At 75.8% G+C, this 16,946-nt stretch carries 10 protein-coding genes and 3 pseudogenes; 9 read left to right on the top strand and 4 right to left on the bottom strand.

All coding sequences use genetic code 11. The features are described 5' to 3' along the window. Window positions 1-84 precede the first annotated feature (84 nt). Complete coding sequence (locus tag L6E17_RS03540; protein ID WP_236239278.1) at window positions 85-510, top strand: peptidase inhibitor family I36 protein; 426 nt, start codon at window positions 85-87, stop codon at window positions 508-510. 100 nt (window positions 511-610) lie between these two features. Here L6E17_RS03540 and L6E17_RS31350 read toward each other — a convergent pair. Together L6E17_RS31350 and L6E17_RS03530 are read right to left on the bottom strand one after the other, a co-directional pair. Next, window positions 611-1,305: pseudogene (locus L6E17_RS31350) on the bottom strand (ATP-binding cassette domain-containing protein). Window position 1,306: 1 nt separating this feature from the next. Then, window positions 1,307-4,354 carry an ATP-binding cassette domain-containing protein gene (locus L6E17_RS03530; RefSeq protein WP_236239277.1) on the bottom strand — a complete coding sequence of 1,016 codons (3,048 nt, stop codon included), beginning with the start codon at window positions 4,352-4,354 and terminating at the stop codon, window positions 1,307-1,309. A gap of 889 nt (window positions 4,355-5,243) precedes the next feature. Between L6E17_RS03530 and L6E17_RS03525 the strand changes: the two genes are divergently transcribed. The 5 genes from L6E17_RS03525 to L6E17_RS03505 all read left to right on the top strand — a co-directional run bounded on the left by L6E17_RS03525 (window position 5,244) and on the right by L6E17_RS03505 (window position 10,267). Continuing rightward, complete coding sequence (locus tag L6E17_RS03525; protein WP_236239638.1) at window positions 5,244-5,786, top strand: hypothetical protein; 543 nt, start codon at window positions 5,244-5,246, stop codon at window positions 5,784-5,786. A gap of 85 nt (window positions 5,787-5,871) precedes the next feature. Then, the gene (locus L6E17_RS03520; protein WP_236239276.1) at window positions 5,872-7,158 is read left to right on the top strand and encodes an ABC transporter substrate-binding protein; all 1,287 of its coding nucleotides are present in this window, start codon (window positions 5,872-5,874) and stop codon (window positions 7,156-7,158) included. 92 nt (window positions 7,159-7,250) lie between these two features. Beyond that, the gene (locus L6E17_RS03515) at window positions 7,251-8,537 is read left to right on the top strand and encodes a glycosyltransferase family 4 protein (protein ID WP_236239275.1); all 1,287 of its coding nucleotides are present in this window, start codon (window positions 7,251-7,253) and stop codon (window positions 8,535-8,537) included. Continuing rightward, complete coding sequence (locus L6E17_RS03510; protein WP_236239274.1) at window positions 8,534-9,310, top strand: hypothetical protein; 777 nt, start codon at window positions 8,534-8,536, stop codon at window positions 9,308-9,310. Before L6E17_RS03515 ends, L6E17_RS03510 begins: the two co-directional genes overlap by 4 nt. A gap of 738 nt (window positions 9,311-10,048) precedes the next feature. Beyond that, window positions 10,049-10,267 carry an I78 family peptidase inhibitor gene (locus L6E17_RS03505; protein WP_236239273.1) on the top strand — a complete coding sequence of 73 codons (219 nt, stop codon included), beginning with the start codon at window positions 10,049-10,051 and terminating at the stop codon, window positions 10,265-10,267. 63 nt (window positions 10,268-10,330) lie between these two features. Here the strand turns inward: L6E17_RS03505 and L6E17_RS03500 are convergent. Then, window positions 10,331-11,385, bottom strand: a pseudogene (locus tag L6E17_RS03500) (phosphatase PAP2 family protein). A 496-nt stretch (window positions 11,386-11,881) separates the two neighbouring features. Here L6E17_RS03500 and L6E17_RS03495 point away from each other — a divergent pair. Further along, window positions 11,882-13,639 (top strand): MFS transporter, encoded by a 1,758-nt coding sequence (locus tag L6E17_RS03495; protein ID WP_236239271.1) that lies wholly within the window; start codon window positions 11,882-11,884, stop codon window positions 13,637-13,639. Between the two features lie 84 nt (window positions 13,640-13,723). Next, a complete protein-coding gene (locus tag L6E17_RS03490) occupies window positions 13,724-14,926 on the top strand; it encodes an acyl-CoA dehydrogenase family protein (RefSeq protein ID WP_236239270.1) in 1,203 nt (400 codons plus the stop codon). 127 nt (window positions 14,927-15,053) lie between these two features. Here the strand turns inward: L6E17_RS03490 and L6E17_RS03485 are convergent, their stop codons facing one another. Beyond that, the gene (locus L6E17_RS03485; RefSeq protein WP_236239269.1) at window positions 15,054-15,488 is read right to left on the bottom strand and encodes a cell division protein SepF; all 435 of its coding nucleotides are present in this window, start codon (window positions 15,486-15,488) and stop codon (window positions 15,054-15,056) included. A 288-nt stretch (window positions 15,489-15,776) separates the two neighbouring features. On the opposite strand from L6E17_RS03485, the pseudogene L6E17_RS03480 reads away from it, so the two are divergent. Further along, window positions 15,777-16,936, top strand: a pseudogene (locus tag L6E17_RS03480) (DUF5685 family protein). The last annotated feature ends 10 nt before the right edge of the window (window positions 16,937-16,946 follow it).

Genomic DNA, 16,946 nt, shown 5'->3' with positions numbered 1-16,946 from the left:
TCGACGCGCCGACTCGTCGGTCGCGGCGGTTCCACCGATCTCACCGATCTCATCGATCTCACCGATCTCCGAAGGAGCACACTCATGCGCAAGTCCCTCCGCTGGGCCACCGGACTGCTCACCGCGGCGGCCGCCGTGGGGGCGTTCGCGGCGCCGGCCCACGCCCAGACGTCCTGGTACAACGGCAGCCAGCGCGGCGTCCCCACGGACTGCTGGAAGGGCTTCCTCTGCGTCTGGAAGGACACCGACTTCCAGCTCGGCGGCTGGGGCGTCGCCCGCTTCGAGCACTCCAACGCCAACTGGACGAAGACCCCGATGGCGTACATGAACGACCACGGCTCGTCCTGGTACAACAACGGGCACCCCGGCAGCTTCTCCAGCGTGCGCGTCTACGAGCACGCCGACTACCAGGGCAGGTCCCTGTGCCTGGACGCAGGCTGGGGCGCCACGTGGGACAGCGACATGAACGACAAGGGCAGCTCGAACAGGTGGTTCGACGGCCGCTGCTGAGCCGTCCCGCAGCAGGGGCGCACCGGCCCGGCCGGTGCGCCCCTCGCCGTGCGCCCGACGGTACGGCGACGGCGACCCGCGGGCATCCCCGCCGCCGCGGTCACGGGCGGGGCGGCGGCGCCCCGGGCGGGAGGAGTTCCGCCGGCTCGCCGCTGAAGGCGAGGGCGCCGCGGCGCAGTTCGTGGACCAGCGTGCCGCGCGGCAGGCCCGGCGGGACGCGCTGCTCGGCGACGACCACGGCCGTGCCGGCCGTGCGCAGGTCGGCCAGCAGGGCGTAGGTGCGTGCGGTCGCGGCGGGGAGAGGCCCAGCGCGGGCTCGTCCACGAGGACGACCCGCAGGGGCCGCCGCCGGGGGCGGCAGCACGAGCCGGCTGAGCGCGAGCATGCGCTGCTCGCCGCCGGAGAGGGTGCCCGCCCGGCGGGGAGCAGCGGCCACAGCTCGGGGTAGGCCGTGAGCGCGGGCGCCGGGTCGCCGGGCGGCCCGGCCGCGAGCACGAGGTTGTCGGCGACGGTGAGGTCCGCGTACACGGCGCGCAGGTCCGGCACCAGGCGCAGGCCGCGGCGGGCCCGCTCGTACGCGGGGAGCCGGGTGACGTCGGCACCGCGCCACAGCACCCGCCCGCCGGCCGGCCGCAGCGCGCCCGCAAGGGTGCGCAGCAGGGTCGTGCGGCCGGCTCCGTTGCGGCCCAGCAGGACGGTGACGGTGCCGGAGGGCACGAGCAGGTCGATGCCGTGCAGGGCCTCAAGCGGGCCGTAGCGGACCCGTACGCCGCGCAGTTCCATCTCGGCGCTCATGTCACGTCACGATCCTTCCGGCGTCCATCACATGGACGGTGTGCGCGATCCCGGCGACGAGGTCGGGATCGTGCTCGACGACCAGGACGGCCAGCCCGTCGGCGGCCAGCGCCGTCAGGACGCGGGCCAGCGCGGCGGTCTCCGCCGCGTCGAGACCGGCGGCGGGTTCGTCGAGGAGCAGGGTGTGCGGCCGCCCGGCGAGCGCGCGGGCCAGCTCCGTGCGGCGCAGCGCGCCGGTGGACAGCCCGGCTGCCCGCCGGGTGCGGAGCGGGCCGTCCAGCCCCAGGAGGCGCAGCGCCTGCTCGGTGGCGGCTTCGGGCGCGCCGCGGACGCGGCCCTGCTCCGCGCCGACCCGGACGTTGTCCTCCACGCTCAGCGACGGGAAGACGGCCGGTTCCTGGAAGGTGCGGGCCACCCCGAGCCGGGTCCGGGCGTGGGCCGGACGGCGGGTGATGTCGGCGCCGTCGAGCGTGACCCGCCCGGACACGGGCCGCACCGTGCCCGCGAGGCAGTGGAACAGGGTGCTCTTCCCCGCCCCGTTCGGGCCCACGAGCGCGGTGACCTGCCCGCCGGGCACGGCGAGGTCGACGCCGTCGAGGGCGGTGGACCCGGCGTACCGCACGGTGAGGCCGTGCGCCCGCAACCGGACGGCCGGCGCGGCCCCGTCGGCCGGTTCCCGCCCGGCCCCGTCGCCGCCGCCCGTCCCCTGCGGCCGCCGGGTGGCGCGACCAGCGGAAGCCGCGGGGGCCGCCCCGCCCCGGCCCGCCTCACCGCGGCCGGTGCTGCCGCCGCGGCCCGTACGGTCGGCGCTGGTGGTGCCTCCGCCCGTACGGTCGGTGCTGGTGGTGCCCCCGCCCGCACCGTCGTCGCCGGGGGTGTTTCGGCGCGTACCGCCCCGCCCGGTCGCGTCTCGGTGCGTACCACTCTGGCGCGTGCTGCCGCCTTCGCCGGTACCGCCTCCGGCCGTACGGTCGGTGCTCGTGGTGCCTCCGCCCGCACCGTCGTCGCTGGTGGTGCCTCCGCCCGTACGGTCGTTGCCGGTGGTGTCTCGGCGCGTGCCGCCCCGGCCCGTGCTGCCGTCTCGGTCTTTCCCGCCTCGGTCCGTGGCGCCGCGGCCGGTACCGCCCGGGTCTGTGTTCCCGCCCCGGCCCGTGCTGCCTTCGCCCGTGCTTCCGTCACCCGTACCGCCCAGCCGGAAGCGGCGCCGTACGGCTCCCGGGGCGGCGCGGGCGGCGTGCGGGGGGACCGCCACCGCCGGGCGGCGCCCGGCCGTAGCCGGGAGGAGGGAGGCCGGTGGCGGGATCCGGGCCGACAGGGCGGCCAGCAGGCCGATCACCGCGGCCGCCGCGCCGCCCCCGGCGCCCGCGTCCAGCCCCACCAGCAGCGCCGCCGCGACCAGCGGCGCCAGCAGGCTGTCCGCCCCCAGCACCAGGACCGCCGCGAACCACAGCAAAGCCCGGACCGGGTCGAACGCGGCCGGGTCGAAGGCCCGCACCCCCATCGCCAGCAGGCCGCCGCCCAGCGCGGCCAGCGCCGCCCCCGCCACGAACGCGAGCAGTTTCCAGGACGGCACCGGGACGCCCGCGGCGGCCGCGCCCGCCTCGTGGTCCCGCAGCGCCGCCAGCGCCCGGCCCGTGCGGCCCCGCCGCAGCGCCGCCACCGCCGCCAGCACGGCCGCCAGCAGCACCAGCTCCAGGACGTAGTAGCGGCGGTCCGTCGTGAACGCCGCCGGGCGCACCACGGTCAGGCCCGCCGTCGCATAGGGCTGCGCCAGCACGAACCGGCTCACCGCCACGCCCACCGCGAGCGTCACCAGTGCCAGCGCGAGGCCCCGGCGGCGGATCGCCGGCCAGCCCGTCAGCAGCCCCAGCGGCGCCACCAGCGCCACCGCCACCAGCAGCGCCGCCAGTTCCGGCATCCTCGGCACGCCCGGGACGCGGCCCGCCGCCAGCAGGGCCGTGAAGAGCGCGCCCAGGCCCGCGTACGCCCCCTGGCCCAGCGAGATCTGCCCCGCCCGCCCCGTCACCACGACCAGCGAAAGCAGGATCACCGCCAGGGCGGGGACCTGCACCGACGTCCGCAGGTCGACACCCGCGAGGCCCAGCGGCAGCACGAGCAGCACCGCCACCACCGCCCACACGCCCGGCGTCGCCCGCGCCCCCGCGGTCGCGTCCCGCGCCGGCACGTCCCGCGGCCCCGCCCGGACCGCGGGCGCCGCCAGGGCGACCACCAGCAGCGCCACCACGAACAGGTTCGCCCCGACCGCCTGCACCAGCGGGCCCGCCCACCCCGTCGGATGGAAGCGCGTCAGCTGCGCCTGGCCCACCCCGATGGCCAGCGCCACGCCCACCGCCACCGGCAGGCTCCGCATCCGCGCGGCCACCGCGACCGCGATCACCTCCAGCACCAGCAGCGGCAGCCCGTACGGGTCGAGCCGGACGTACGGGGCCAGCAGCACGCCCGTCAGCCCCGCCGTGAAGGAGCCGAACACCCACCCCGTCGCCGCGACCCGGTTCGTGTCGACGCCGTCCAGCGCGGCCAGGTCCCGGTTGTCCACCACCGCCCGCAGCTCCCGCCCCAGCCGCGTCCACCGCGTGACCCCACCCACCGCGCACGCCAGCGCCAGGGCCACCGCGAGCTGCGCCCACGGGGCGTCGCCCAGCAGCACCGGCGCGTCCGCCCGCGCCCCGCCGCCCCACACCAGTACCGCCCCGCCCACCAGCAGGACGAACACGCCGATCGACGCGACCAGCGTGCGCGCCGGGTCGGCTCCCCGCACGGCCGCGGGCCGGAACACCACCCGGTCCAGGGCCAGCCCGATGGCGGGAGCCACGACCAGCAGGGTCGTGCCCGCCGCCGCCCACAGCGGCCAGCCCCACTCCACCGCGAACTGGCGCAGCACGTACGCGCAGACCATCGCGACGGCGCCGTGCGCCAGGTTGAGCACGCCCGTCGCGCGGTACGTGACGATGAGCCCGACGCCGGTGAGGGCGGCCGCGCTGCCGACGGCGAGCCCGGCGAGGACCAGTTGGTACGTCAGCGAGCTCACGGCCCGCCGCCGTTCCCGCGTCTCTCGCCGTCGTCCCGGTTGCCGTGTCCGCCGCCGTTGCCGCGCCCTTCGCCGGCGTCCCGGTTGCCGTGTCTGCCGCTGTTCCCGTGTTCCCCACCGGTGTCTTGGCCGCCGTGTCCGCCGCCGTTGCCGCGCCCCTCGCCGGCGTCCCGGTTGCCGTGTCTGCCGCTGTTCCCGTGTTCCCCACCGGCGTCGTGGCTGCCGTGTCCGCCCCCGGCGCCGCCTTCCTCACCGTCGTCCCGGTGGCTCGGCCCGGCGCCGTCCGCGGTGGCCCGCCGGTCCTGTGCGGGCCTGCCGCCCTGGTGCCCGCCCGCACGTTCCCCGCCGCGCGTGTCGCCCGTTCGGCCTCCCGCCGGTCCACCGCCCCCGTCCGGCTCGCAGACCGGGCACGGGTCGAGGTCCGCCCCCGCGGCCGGCGCCACGTCCGGTTTGCCGGCCACCAGCGGGCAGTCCGGGCGGTGGGCCAGCGTGCCGCCCGGCACGCGCACCGGCGGCTCCTGCGACGACGGGCGGAAGGGCCCCCGGGCTCCGGCGGGGCCTCCTCCGGCTGCCGCTCCCCGGCGGGCGCGCCCGCGGCCGACCACAGGGCCGCGAGCCACACCGAGCCCGCCACCACCAGGGCCGCCCCCGGCACCGTGCCGGACGCGAGGTACGGCAGTTGGCGCTCCGCGAACCGCTCGCCCGACACCCCGTACCAGCCGAAGACGCACAGCACCACGCCTCCCGCCAGAGCGGTGATCCCGGCCCACCACAACCGTCGCGGCATCCGAACCCCTTCACGGCACTGCGCTGGCGACATGTCCAGATTCCTTGCACTATGCCGGGGAACGCACTCTGTCCGCGTCCTTCGACCCCGGTGGTGAGCCAGATGGTCCACAACAGTCCCGGCAGGCATCCGCGCACCGCAGCGCTGGCGGCCGCGGCGATCCTCCTCCTGGCGCCGCTCACCGCGGCGTGCGGCGACGACGGCGACGAGGCGCCGGGCATCACCCCCACGGAGATCGCCCCCACCACGGCGCGGCCCGACGGCACCCCGACGGGCGCTGCGCCCGCCGACGCCGAGGCCGCCCGCGAGGAGATCGAGGAGAACTGGCAGACGTTCTTCGCGCCGGAGACCAGCGTGGACGACAAGGTGGCGGTGCTGGAGAACGGGGAGCAGCTGCGCCCCGTGCTCCTCGGGTTCGCCGCGAACCCGCAGGCCCGGGACACCTCCGTCGAGATCACCGACATCGCCTTCGTGTCGGACACCCGCGCGGAGGTCACCTACGACCTGAGGGTCGGCGAGCAGACCCCGCTGCCCGACGCGAGGGGCACCGCCGTGTACCAGGACGACGTCTGGAAGGTCTCGCAGCAGACGCTGTGCGCGCTGGTGAAGCTCAGCGGCGACGCCACGGCCGTACCGGGCTGCTGACACTCCGTTGGAGCCTCCTCGCGCCCCGGCCGACCCCCGCGCGGCGCCGCGCGGCACGGGGGCCGGGCCGGGACGCGCCGCGGCGGTGCGCGCCGCCCTGGCGGTCGCGGCGCTGCTCCCGCTGCTGCTCGTGGCCGCCTGCGGCAGCCGCCTGCCGGAGAGCGACTTCGGGCCCCGCCGAGACGCCTCCCGCGCGCCCGTCAGGGTCGGCGTCATCACGAGTGCCACCAGCCCCGTCGGCGGCGAGGCGTTCGTCGGCCCGCGCGAGGGCGCCCTCGCCTACTTCGCCGACCTCAACGCGCGCGGCGGCCTCGACGGCCGCCCCGTCGAAGTCCTCACCTGCGACGACGGCGGCAGCGGCGTGGGCAACCACGCCTGCTTCACGGAACTGGTCCGGGAGCGCGGCGTCTTCGCCCTCGTCGCCACCACGTCCCTCGACTACGCCGCCGCCCGCCGCGTGTCCGCGGCCGGGGTGCCCGACATCGGCGGCCAGCCGATCACCCCGGCGTACGCCACCTACCCGCACCTGTACGGCATCTACGGCAGCTCCGCGCCCCGCACCGGCGCGGCGCCCGGCTGGGACGGCGTCCTCTACGGCGGCACCGAGGTGTACCGCTACTTCAAGGAGCGGCTCGGGGCGCGCACCGCCGGCGTCGTCGCGTACAACCAGAGCGCCTCCGCCGCGTACGCCGGGCTCATCGCCCGGGGACTGGAGACCGAGGGCTACCGGGTCGTGCGCGAGACCGTCGACTTCGCGCTCCCCAACTGGCGGGCTGTCGCCGCCGATCTGCGCGCCCAGGGCGCCGACGTCGTCTTCGACGCACTCGACAGCCACGGCAACGCCCGCCTGTGCGAGGCGATGGACGCCGTCGGCGCCACCGTCACGGCGAAGGTCACCAACGTGCAGAACTGGAACTCGGCGGTCCCCCGCGACTACGCCGACGCCCCCCGCTGCCGCAACGCCCTGTGGGCCACCGGCTCCAGCCGCAACCACGACGACCCCTCGCACCCGGCCGTACGCGCGTTCCGCGAGGCCATGGACACCTATCGGGAGGACACCTCCCTGCGCTCCCAGTGGCAGCTGGAGGGCTGGGCCGCGGCCATGTGGTTCACCGACGCGGCCCGCTCCTGCCTGGACGGCGGTGCGGGGGACCTGACGCGCGACTGCGTCGAGCGCTTCCTCGAACGCGACGAGCCCTACACGGCCGACGGGCTCCTGCTGCCGGTCCGCTTCCGCCATCTGGCGGAGCCCCCGGCCACCCGCCGGGCCTGCCTGTCGGTGGCGCGCTGGCGCGACGGCAGCGGCTGGGTCACGCAGGGCGAGATGACCGAGAACTGCGCGACCGTCCCCCAACTGGGCTACCGGCCATGACCACAAGCGCCCACCTGTGTCCATGTGTGGACATGACCGACCAGTACAGTCCGTACCTGACCGATCATTCACCAGGGGGACGCGGCAACGCGATGCGTATTTCCTTTCTGCTCCACAACGCGTACGGCATCGGGGGCACGATCCGTACCACCTTCAACCTCGCCGAGGAGCTCGCCCGGCGCCACGACGTCGAGATCGTCTCCGTCTTCCGGCACCGCGAGGAACCCACCCTCGGCGCGCCGACGGGCGTCACCATGAAGCACCTCGTCGACCTCCGCAGGGACAGCCCGACGTACGACGGCGACCACCCCGACTACACGAAACCCGCCAAGGTGTTCCCGCAGGGCGACAGCCGCTGGCGGCAGTACAGCCGGCTCACCGACGCCCGGATCGCGGCGCACCTGCGGTCCGTGGACGCCGACGTCGTCATCGGCACCCGCCCCGGGCTGAACGTGCACATCGCCCGCCAGACCCGGCGCGGCACCGTCCGCGTCGGCCAGGAGCACCTCACCCTCGGCAGCCACGGCTACCGGCTGCGCCGGGAAATAGGCTTCCGCTATCCGCTGCTGGACGCCGTGACCACCGTCACCGAGGCCGACGCCCGCGCCTACCGCACGGGCCTGAGGCTGCCCGGCGTCCGCATCGAGTCCGTGCCCAACAGCGTGCCCGCCCCGACCGTGCCGCCCGCCGACTCCACCGCCAAGGTGGTCGTCGCCGCCGGCCGGCTCACCCGGGTGAAGCGCTACGACCTCCTCATCGAGGCGTTCGCCAAGGTCGTCGCGGCCCGCCCCGACTGGCGGCTGCGGATCTACGGCGCCGGCGACGCCACCGGCAACGAGAAGAACGCCCTGCGCGCCCTCATCGAGGAGCGCGGACTGCACAACCACGTCCACCTCATGGGCCCCGCCCATCCCCTCGAACCCGAGTGGGTCAAGGGGTCCGTCGCCGCCGTCACGTCCCGTCTGGAGTCCTTCGGCATGACCATCGTGGAGGCCATGCGCTGCGGCCTGCCGGTGGTCTCCACCGACTGCCCGCACGGCCCCCGCGAGATCATCGAGGACGGCGTGGACGGGCGCCTCGTGCCGGTCGGCGACGCCGACGCCATCGCCGAGGCGCTGCTGACCCTCATCCAGGACGACGACCTGCGGCGCCGCGCGGGGCAGGCCGCGCTCGCCGCGTCCCGGCGTTTCGACCCGGACCGCATCGCGCGGCGCCACGAAGCGCTCCTCACGGAGCTGGTGGAGCGCGGACCCCGCGCCGAACGCGGCCGGGGCCGGACCCGCGACCTGCTGCACCGCGCCCGCGGCGCCGTCCTCGACGCGGCCTACGGCGTCCGCTACCGGGCCGCCGACGCCCTGAGAAAGGGGAAGCCCGCATGACCGGGCACCGGGCAGCGCACCACGGCGCCCCGCGCGCCGACTGCGTCGCGGACTCCGCCGGCGGCATCACGTTCGACATCGCGGACGCCGACGCCACCGAACCCGCCTTCGTGCTGCGGCTGCACGGCTCCGCCCCCCCGGAGGAGACCCGGCTGCCGCTCACCCCCGCGGACGAGGGCCGCTTCCGCGCGGTCCTGCCGAGCACCGTCGAGCTGGCCGAGGGCCGCTGGGACGCCTACATCGGCAGGCGGGCCGTAGAGCCCGGCATCCGCGACGTGCGGGCCCTGGTCGAGCAGGTCCACGAGCCGGACGCCCCTGTCACCAGCCGCATCCCCTACCCCACCGCCGACGGCCGGCTCGCCGTCCGCGCCTGGTTGCGCGACCCGCACGCCGAGGCCGGCGACGTGAGCTTCGCGCCCGGCGCCTGCCGGGTGACCGGCACCCTGTACGGGGCGCGCCTGGAAGCCGGCGCGGCCGCGGAGGCCCGGCACGGCGGTCGCAGCCACCGCCTGCCCGTCGACGGCGAGGGCGGCGTGTTCGCCTTCACCGTGCCGTACGCGCCGCTCGCCGAAGGGCCCGTCGACAGCCCGCGGCTGTGGCAGCTGTGGCTGCGCCCCGCCGAGGACGCCGACGCGGTCCGGGTCGCCCGCATCCTGGACGACGTCTGGGACCGCAGGAACGTGTTCGTCTACCCCGAGTACCGGGGCGACGGATACCGGGCGGCGCCCTGCTACAGCGCTGACAACGACCTCTGCGTCCGCGTCGCGCCCTGACCGCGCCCGCCGCCCGTGCACCGCGGACCGGTACGCACCGGCGGGCTCTGCGAGGCGCCCGGCCCCGCCGCCCCGCGCTGCCGCGCCGCCGCACGCCGGTCAGGTGCCGGCCGGTGCCGCCCGGTGCGCCGAGGGGGAGCAGCACGACGGGCCGTAGCCCCGTACGTGGAGGCGGGGCAGTGCGACGGGCCGCCGCCCGGAGGCGGGGCAGTGCTACGGGCCGACGCCGCTCCGGGCCGCCGCCCACCGCACGGCCCGTATCGCTGCACGGCCCGTGCTCTCCGTTCCCTGCACCCGGGCCCTCGCCTCCGCCCGGTGCGGGGGTGTCCTCGTTCCGCCGGTGCGGGACGCGGAAGGCGGGGGCGCCGCGTGGCTGCTCCGCGCGGCTACCGCCGGGCTTTCGCGGCGCTGGGCCGGTGCCGAATCGCTTCCGCGCCCCGGCGGGCGCACCGGCTTCACGTGGTATGCCGGGCTCGCGGCGGGCTGTGCGCGCACACCCTCCGGATATGTGGGAATGGTGCGGAGAGCCGGTGAACCGGCTGTGACCCGAAGGCACTGTCGAATCCGTACGGGGGAATTGCGGCGGCCCTTCGAATGACCCGTCCGCGCGCCTGCGGAAAACGCAGGAGAACCCCGCCGATTCACCCGGCCGGGAGCGCGCGCCTTTGTGACAGAGATGTGACACGCTCCCGACCGCGGGATGGCGGGACTGGTGTACGGATGCGTACGGTGAGCGGCATGGGATCGATACCGACACCATCAGGGGAACAGCCCGCCGACACGCCGGAGGCGTACGTCGGACTCGACGAGCGGACGGCGGAGCGGCAGGCCCGCTCCCGCGGCTGGACGACTGTCAGGGCGCTGCCACCGGGCGCCGTCATCACGCTGGAGTACGTCGCCGGCAGGATCAACTTCGAGGTCCGCGACCACCTCGTCGTGCGCTGCTGGGTGGGCTGACGGCGGCAGGGCCCCGGCCGTCCGGCCGGGGCCCTGCCGCGTTCCGCGTGGCGGTCGCGCGTGTCAGCCGCTCGTCAGCGGCCGTGAGCGGGGCGGTCTGCGGCTGCCGCCGGGCGTGACCGGTGTCCGCTCCGACCGCACGGCCGCGTGGACGCGGGGCTGCGACAGCGTCGTACGCATGCTTCCGGGGCGTCCGCCGCCCGTGCCGGCGCCAGGCGCCGCACCGACCGGCCCGGCCGCCGGCTCCGCGGGCGCCGCCGGGCCGGCCGCCCGCTCGGGCACGGCCGCGACCGGCACCGGACGGGGCTCCGGCTGCCGCACGGCGGCCGGAGCGGCCACGGGGGCCGGCGCGGCGGGGCCAGGGCGGGAGCGGGCCGCCGGTCCGCGAGGCGCTCGCGGATCCGGTCGCGGGCCGCCAGCACGCGGACCTCGGCGCGGGCGATCAGCGGCTCGCACCAGGGCAGCCCCAGCAGGATCAGGAGGCCGGCGGCCCAGCCCAGCAGGACGTCGCTCAGCCAGTGCGTACCGAGGTAGACCGTGGTCAGGCCGACCCCGAGGGCCACCACGGCGGACAGCGCCGACAACCAGCGGCGCGCCGAGGGAGTCGTGGCCAGATAGGCGAGAATGCCCCAGGTCACGACGGCGTTGGCGGTGTGGCCCGAAGGGAATATATCCCCGCCCGCGAACATCTCGGCGGAGCCGATCTGCGTCGCGTAGTGCGGTCCCAGCCGGCCCAGGCCGAGCTTGACCGAGCCGACCGTCACGTTCAGCAGCAGCAGCGCCGTGCCCAGCACCAGCAGGGGGCGCAGCGTGTGCATGCGCCAGCAGCGCCAGCCGAGCCAGCCCGCCACCATCAGGGACGTCGGACCGCGCTGGCCGAGAACCACGAAGTAGTCCAGCGGAGCGTGCAGCACCGGCCACTGCTGGTACGGCCGGAACAGCATGACCTTCCAGTCGGCGAGCACCAGCCACGTCGAGGCCAGGACGGCCACGACGATGGCCGCGTAGAACACGGCCGTCCCGCCGAAGAGGGCGAGACGGGTGCGGCTCATCCGCGGGATCTCAATCTTCGGCGGTTCCGGCTCCCGGTCGAGCCGGGCAAAGATGTCGGTACGCACCCAATCGACGTTACAGGGAGTGAGTGTCAGCCCCGGTCGATCAGGTCTCTTTGTGATGACGATGTGATGTGGAGTGGGTCTCGGCGCCTGTTTATCGGATGTCTTCCATAAAACGTCCCGGCGGCCGCCGGTAATACCGCAAAGGCTCCTTCCGTAAGGCGGCGGCCGGGGTGCGGGAAAATGTGCGCGCAGGCGTGCGCGGGGAAATTGGCGCCGGTATGCCCCGCGGGCCGGCGCCGGTCCGCGGCGTGTCGCACCGCCCGGCCGGGCGCTCCGGCGCGCGTGTCGCGGCGCGCCGCGGGCCCGGCGCGGCGCCCGCTCGCGCGTGGCGTACGCCACACCCGCCGGTCCGTTTCGGTGAGAGATGGGCCACGCGCCACCCGCCCGGCTTCACGTAGGCTGACGTTTCGCTCGCCGTCGATGCCGGCCGCCCCGGGAACGTCCCCTCCCGGCAGGGCGCCCGCCGAGCGCGAGGGTTCCACGGGAGGTTACGTATATGTCCGGAACGACCACTGCCGGAGCGCGTCCGCGTGTCGCCGGTGGCGGTGTCAACCGCTGGGTCGTCCTGGTCGTCCTCTGCGTGAGCCTGCTGCTCGTCGCGCTGGACGCGACCGTCCTGCACGTGGCGGTGCCCGCGGTCACGGAGGACCTGCGCCCCAGCGCCACCGGGCTGCTGTGGATCGTCGACGCCTACCCGCTGGTCTGCGCCTCGCTGCTGATCCTGTTCGGCACGCTGGGCGACCGGATCGGCAGACGGCGCGTCCTGCTCGCCGGCTACGCGCTCTTCGGCGTGGCGTCCGCGATGGCCGCGATGGCCGACACGCCCGCCGTGCTGATCGCCGCGCGCGCCCTGCTCGGCGTCGGCGGGGCGATGATCATGCCGGCCACGCTGTCCCTCCTCCGGGCGGTCTTCCCGGACCGGCGCGAACGGGCCACGGCCATCGGCATCTGGACCGCCGTGGCCGCGGTGGGCGCCGCCACCGGGCCGGTCCTCGGCGGCTTCCTCGTCGAGCACTTCTGGTGGGGCTCGGTCTTCCTCATCAACATCCCGCTGATGGCGGTCATCCTGCCGGTCGGGCGGTGGCTGCTGCCCGAGTCGCGGGGCAGCGGCGACGGCCCCTGGGACGTGCTCGGCGCCCTGATGGCCGCAGGGGGCGTCCTCGGCATCGTCCTCGGCGTCAAGCGCGCCGGGGTCGGCGGCGACCTGCCAGGCCCCGCCGCGCTCGGCCCGCTGCTGATCGGCGCGGCCCTGCTGGTGCTCTTCGTCCGGCGGCAGCGGCGCCGCGAACACCCCCTCATCGACATGCGGATGTTCTCCCGCGCCGCCTTCACCACCTCCGTGGGCTGCATCGTGCTGGCGATGCTCGCCCTCGTGGGCCTGCAGCTCATCGCCGTCCAATACCTCCAACTGATCCTCGGCCTGAGCCCCGTCGAGACCGGCCTCAGGCTGCTGCCGCTCACCTTCGCCGCGATGGCCGCGGGCGCGGCCGGCTCGGCCGTCCTCAACCGGCTGGGCCCGCGCCGGATGGTCGGCTTCGGCTTCACCCTCACCGCCGGCGCCGTGCTCCTGCTGGTCCTCATGAGCCACGACGACCGCCCGCTGCTGCTCACCGTCGGCTTCGTCCTGCTCGGCTTCGGCCTCCAGACCACCCTCTTCGGCGCGTACGAGTCGATGCTCAGCGAGGCCCCCGCGGAGTGCGCGGGCGGCGCCGCCGCCATCGGCGAGACCTCCTACCAGCTCGGCGCCGGCATGGGCATCGCGCTGCTCGGCAGCGTCATGAACGCCGCTTACGCCCCCGGGCTGACCGGCGTGCCCGGCGTGCCCGACGAGGCCGCCGCCGCCGCGGCCAACTCGCTGGGCGAGGCGTACCAGGTGGCCGCCCGGCTCGGCGGCGAGGCCGGCGAGGCCCTGCAGACGGCCGCGCGCCACGCCTTCGTCCACGGACTGCACGTCACCCTGGTGGTCAGCGCCGTGCTGCTGCTCGCGGGCGCCCTCATGGCGCTGCGGCTGCCGCGCGCCATGGAAGCGCACGCGGACCCGGCGGACGCCGTACCGGAGGACGCCGCCCCGGCGGCCGGCGGCCACGGCGCGGAGGCGACCGAGGCGGGCGCGGCGCTCCCGGGCGGCCGCGGGAAGCCGGACACGGACGGGGACCGCCGCGCGGACGCGCCGTGCGAGTCGCGCCAGGCGGGCCGCGTCCCGGCACGCCGCGCCCCCGCGGAGGCGGCCGGATCTGGACGCGCGGCACACTGACCCGTAACGTCAGCGCGCGGCCGTGACTATCACCGATAGTTTCAGCTGCCCGTTGTCCCGCTCGGCCAGCCGCCGGAGGTCCGTATGACCGCACCCGCCCAGCCCGCGAAGCTCCCGCCGTTCGACCCGGGGGACCCCCTGGGCCTCGACGACCTGCTCGACGCCGAGGACCTCGCCGTCCGCGACACCGTGCGCTCCTGGGCCGCGGACCGGGTCCTGCCGCACATCGCGGAGTGGTACGAGAAGGGGGAGCTGCCCGGCATCCGGGAGCTGGCCCGCGAGCTGGGCGCGCTCGGCGCGCTCGGCATGTCCCTCCAGGGCTACGGCTGCGCCGGCGCGAGCGCCGTCCAGTACGGGCTCGCCTGCCTGGAGTTGGAGGCGGCGGACTCCGGCATCCGCTCCCTGGTCTCCGTCCAGGGCTCGCTCGCCATGTACGCGATCTGGAAGTACGGCTCCGAGGAGCAGAAGCAGCGCTGGCTGCCCTCCATGGCGGCGGGCGAGACCATCGGCTGCTTCGGCCTCACCGAGCCCGACCACGGCTCCGACCCCGCCTCCCTGCGCACCTACGCGAAGAAGGACGGCGCGGACTGGGTCCTCAACGGCCGCAAGATGTGGATCACCAACGGCTCCGTCGCCGGGGTCGCCGTCGTCTGGGCGCAGACCGACGAGGGCCTGCGCGGCTTCGCCGTGCCGACCGACGCACCGGGGTTCTCCGCCCCGGAGATCAGGCACAAGTGGTCCCTGCGGGCCAGTGTCACCAGCGAGCTGGTCATGGACGACGTCCGGCTGCCCGCCGACGCGGTGCTGCCGGGCGTGACCGGCCTGAAGGGTCCGCTGAGCTGCCTCTCGCACGCCCGCTACGGCATCGTGTGGGGCGCCATGGGCGCGGCCCGCGCCTCCTTCGAGGCCGCGGTCGACTACGCCAAGGGCCGCGAGCAGTTCGGCCGCCCCATCGGCGGCTTCCAGCTCACCCAGGCGAAGCTGGCCGACATGGCGGTCGAGCTGCACAAGGGCATCCTGCTCGCCCACCACCTGGGGCGCAGGATGGACGCGGGGCGGCTGCGCCCCGAGCAGGTCAGCTTCGGCAAGCTGAACAACGTGCGGGAGGCGATCGAGATCTGCCGCACCGCGCGGACGATCCTCGGCGCGAACGGGATCTCGCTGGAGTACCCCGTGATGCGGCACGCCACCAACCTGGAGTCGGTGCTCACCTACGAGGGCACCGTCGAGATGCACCAGCTGGTGCTGGGCAAGGCGCTCACCGGCCTGGACGCCTTCCGGGGGTGAGCCGGGCGGGGCGGTGCCGGCGCGCCGGGCTCCGGCCGCCGGCGGGGCGGCCGCCGGACCGGGCCCTGCCGCCGGGGAGCGGGCCGCCGCCGGGCCGCAGGACGGCGGCTCCGGCTCTGGCGGGACCTCAGCTCTGGTTGAAGAAGCCGTCGTCGGAGCGGCCCCCCGGCTCCCCGGTGATGATCCGCGTGTCCGCGGGGGTCAGCAGGAAGACCCGGGTGGCCACCCGCTCGATCGAGCCGCGCAGCCCGAAGGTCAGCCCGGCGGCGAAGTCGACGACGCGCTTGGCGTCGTCGGGCTCCATGGCGGTCAGGTTCACGATGACCGGGACGCCGTCGCGGAACAGCTCGCCGATCGCCCGGGCGTCGCGGAAGCCGTCCGGGGACACCGTGGCGATCCGGCGGCCCTCCTCCTGCGCGGTCTCGGAGGCGACCCGCACCCGCGGGTCGGTCACCCAGGCGTCGCCGCTGTCAGCACCCTCGGCGTACTCGTCGTCGTAGTAGCGCTCGTCGTTGTCCTCGACGAGTCCGAGCCATGCACTCGCCCTGCGCACCGATCCCATGGACGCCTCCTTTCAACACGGTCTCTCGTGGTCCCGTTACCTCTATGGTCGTCCATGATGCGGATTGCGCGCCAAGTGGATAGTCGCCGCGCGAGCGATTCGTGACGGGACTGGTGCAGTGCGTATGGCGGTCCGTCAGAGTTCTTCCTGTACAGGGGGCATGAAGCCCCCTGATTGTCACTCAAATATGACATTCGGACCGTACGGGTGAGCGTACGGACGTACGGGTGAACGGACACCCGGCTACCATGCCCCTCCGAACACGGCACACACACGGGGGGAACGCCTATGTTCGGCATCGTCCGACCCTGCACGCACCGGCTCGCCGGCGGACTCAAAGCGGAGTGGATGGCGCACCTGTGCGGGCTCTGCCTGGCCCTGCGCGCCGACCACGGCCAGCTGGCCCGGGTCGCCACCAACTACGACGGGCTCATCGTCTCGGTGCTGACGGAGGCTCAGACCGGGCCCGCCGCCGGCGCCCGGCGCACCGCGGGCCCCTGCCCGCTGCGTGCGATGCGCACCGCGCCCGTCGCGCGCGGCGAGGGCGCCCGGCTCGCCGCGGCCGTCTCCCTGGTCCTCGCCTCCGCGAAGGTGCGCGACCACGTGGCCGACGGGGACGGGCTGCTCGCCCGCCGCCCCCTCGCCGCCGCGGCCCGCGGGGTGGCCCGCCGCTGGGACCGCGCCGGATCCCGCGCCGGCCGGGAACTCGGCCTCGACACCGCCGTCCTGCTGGACGCGGTGGGACGGCAGTCCGCCGTCGAGGCGCTCGCGGGCCCCGGCACTCCGCTGCTGACCGTCACCGAGCCCACCGAGACGGCCACCGCCGCCGCGTTCGCCCACACCGCCGTGCTCGCCGGCAAGCCGCACAACGCGGCGCCGCTCGCCGAGGCCGGCCGCCTCTTCGGCCGCCTCGCCCACCTGCTCGACGCCGTCGAGGACCGGGAGGCCGACCGGGCGGCGGGCGTGTGGAACCCGCTGGCGGCCACCGGGACCCCGCTCACCGAGGCCCGGCGGCTCGCCGACGACGCCGTCCACGGCATCCGCCTCGCCCTCCGGGACGTCGACTTCGCCGACGGCCGGCTCGCCCACCGGCTGCTCGCCCACGAGCTGCACCGCTCGGTGGACCGGGCCTTCGGCACGGCGGCCTGCGCCCACCAGGGCGGCCACGGCGCGCCCGGCACGCCGACCGGCGTCGGCACGCCCCCGGCTACGGCACGCCGCCCGGCTTCGGCGGCGACCAGCACCCGCCCCTGCGCAAACCGCCGCGCGGTTTCCTGGCGGGCTGCGCGGCCTTCGCCTTCCTGTGCTGCACGTGCCGACTGTGCTGCGCCGAGGAGTACGAGGGGCCCTGGTCCCGGCAGAAGAGGGAGGGCTGCTGCCGGGACTGCGACTGCGGGTGCTGCGAGGGCTGCGGCGACTGCTGCTGCTGCCCCTGCGACGGATGCTGACCCCGTACGG

This window comes from Streptomyces sp. CC228A, from assembly GCF_021390935.1.
Lineage (GTDB): Bacteria > Actinomycetota > Actinomycetes > Streptomycetales > Streptomycetaceae > Streptomyces.
Note: the sequence above shows the minus strand (reverse complement) of the source record. Positions and strands in the feature narration are given on the sequence as shown.